Genomic DNA, 1,981 nt, shown 5'->3' with positions numbered 1-1,981 from the left:
CCATCCGCTCTGTTCGTTTGTACTCCCCGACTAGCTCTGGTTCAGTCTGCCCGAAAGCCAGGGTAACAACGAAAATTGGAAGTATGGTTAAAGCTCTTGTCATAGTACGTAGCGCATGTGCCCCAACGCCTCGGTAAAATGAGTGTGGGAGTTTCATGCAGCTCCGCTTCCACTACATCTTAGCCACGCCGATGATAAAATTATAATTTGTGGCGGACAATCCAAGCCAACTGACCTACGATAACCTGTGAAGCCCACATTCATTTTTACCGCTGTGTTGTGAGGCTTTTCTCCTTCGTCCAGTAGAAGAACTCCCGTTCGACATCCCTTGATAACTGCGTCACACTTCGTCGCATCCAAAAGTACCACCAAGTCATTGAGAAAATTAGAATTAAAGCTAGAATTGGGGCGATTACTGATGGATGGGACTGTAACTGTCCTGTCGATATGGTCGCCGAAATAGTCAGTCCGTTGATTGCAAGTAGCAACGAAAAAGACAGAAGCAATGTAGGTTGAGGAATTTTAGTCACTCCGATCAAATTCGTTCTATCGCCGTTTGGCAGAAGTGTCACATAGGTTGCAGCGTTGTTACTTTGGTAAGCAGAAATGGACTTCCATATCTTGACAGTATTGTTCTCCAGTCTGCCTTGAAATTCAGTCGATGGACGACCAAAACCAACGATAGCAGGAGTCCGTCCAACTTCTCTTTCAAAAGACGCCTTGAATGCCTCTATTTCGACAGGCAGTTGAAGTGAGAAGTCTTTCTCAAGCCCGATTTTTTTGAAGAACTGGTTTTCCATGCGGTAGTCTATGCCTCACAACGCTCGGCTAACATGAGTGGCGGAATGTTATGCACTTCCGTTTCCCATTGCAGTTAGCCACGCCGATGAATAAAATTATACTTTGTGGCGGAGATTCCAAGCCAGCAAATGATTGAAAACCGGTGAAGCCGCCATTCATTGTTAGCCTTGTGTTATAGCCATTTCTATCTAAGTTCGTTAAGCTGGATTTTTAACTTGGTTGGGCCATGGGTTTTCACCAAGTTTGGTTGGCTAGCTAAATGGGCAGATATGAAAAGCCAAGGCGAGTAGGTTCGAAAGTCATTTTTAGTGTCGAAACTCTTAGACACTTTGATATTTCCGACCACTCGAATGTCCAACTTGCTCGACTTATACGTGACTGCCATGCACCAACTAATGATTGGGTAGTCTTTAAATTCAGTTCTTGACTCCTGCATCTTGGAGATTAAAACAGTTGCATCCTGGAAGAACGTCGTGGTAGGTGGTTCATTTTTAAGATAATTGCAGACAGCAACGAGATTCATTCCGTATTCGGTTTGCTGTTCAGATTCAAGTACATAGGCCGCACCAAATTTCCCATCTTCGAGAGCAATACTCAAACAGTCGCCCTTCTTAAAAATTGAATCTCTAAAAACTTTCTTCTTCCTTTTCCTTGGTGACTTCTTTTCGGAATTCAATTTGTCCCAAAATTTTTCGAGCGCCTTTTGCCGTTTTGTAAGATCCTGTTTGCTAGCTCCAAGCTTTTTCCAAATCTCTATGTCCTCACCAGTCTCGATGATTGTCCTGACTCTGTTAAGTAATTCTGAATCAAGTGCCTTGCATTCCCATTGCGCTAAGGCTAATGCAAACCAGAGATTGTTCCGATCCTCCTCCTCGTCCAGTATCTCTTGGTTGTCTGCGAGAATCTTGTCTGTGATTTGTGCCGGGGATAGTCCTTCATTGTAAAGCTCAAAAAACCCGTAAGTTATGTCCTCATAAGTGTCGTTCGACGAAATCCCTGGCCCCCAAGCTCCCATGTTTCGGTTTTAGTTTGTGCGGTTCTGCAATTGGCTGTAACGTCTGGCTAAAGTGAGTGTGGGAATTTTATGCAGTACTGCTTCCATCACCACTTAGCCACGCAGAAGATAAAATTAACTCTTGTGGCGGACATTCCAAGCCAGCAAATGATAAGTAACTACTGC

At 44.2% G+C, this 1,981-nt stretch carries 2 protein-coding genes; both read right to left on the bottom strand.

What is annotated here, in order from left to right; genetic code table 11:
* Positions 1-266: 266 nt before the first annotated feature.
* Complete coding sequence (locus GC130_RS25460) at positions 267-800, bottom strand: hypothetical protein (RefSeq protein WP_152001195.1); 534 nt, start codon at positions 798-800, stop codon at positions 267-269.
* A gap of 185 nt (positions 801-985) precedes the next feature.
* A complete protein-coding gene (locus GC130_RS25455) occupies positions 986-1,816 on the bottom strand; it encodes a hypothetical protein (RefSeq protein WP_152001194.1) in 831 nt (276 codons plus the stop codon).
* Positions 1,817-1,981: the final 165 nt, after the last annotated feature.

Source organism: Imperialibacter sp. EC-SDR9, from assembly GCF_902498805.1.
In the GTDB taxonomy this organism is placed as follows: Bacteria; Bacteroidota; Bacteroidia; order Cytophagales; family Cyclobacteriaceae; genus Imperialibacter.
This window is presented reverse-complemented; position numbering and strand designations above follow the sequence as displayed.

Coding starts and splice junctions, on each gene's coding strand:
- GC130_RS25460 (WP_152001195.1), bottom strand. CDS start 800: ATGGAAAACCAGTTCTTCAAAAAAATCGGGCTTGAGAAAGACTTCTCA.
- GC130_RS25455 (WP_152001194.1), bottom strand. CDS start 1,816: ATGGGAGCTTGGGGGCCAGGGATTTCGTCGAACGACACTTATGAGGAC.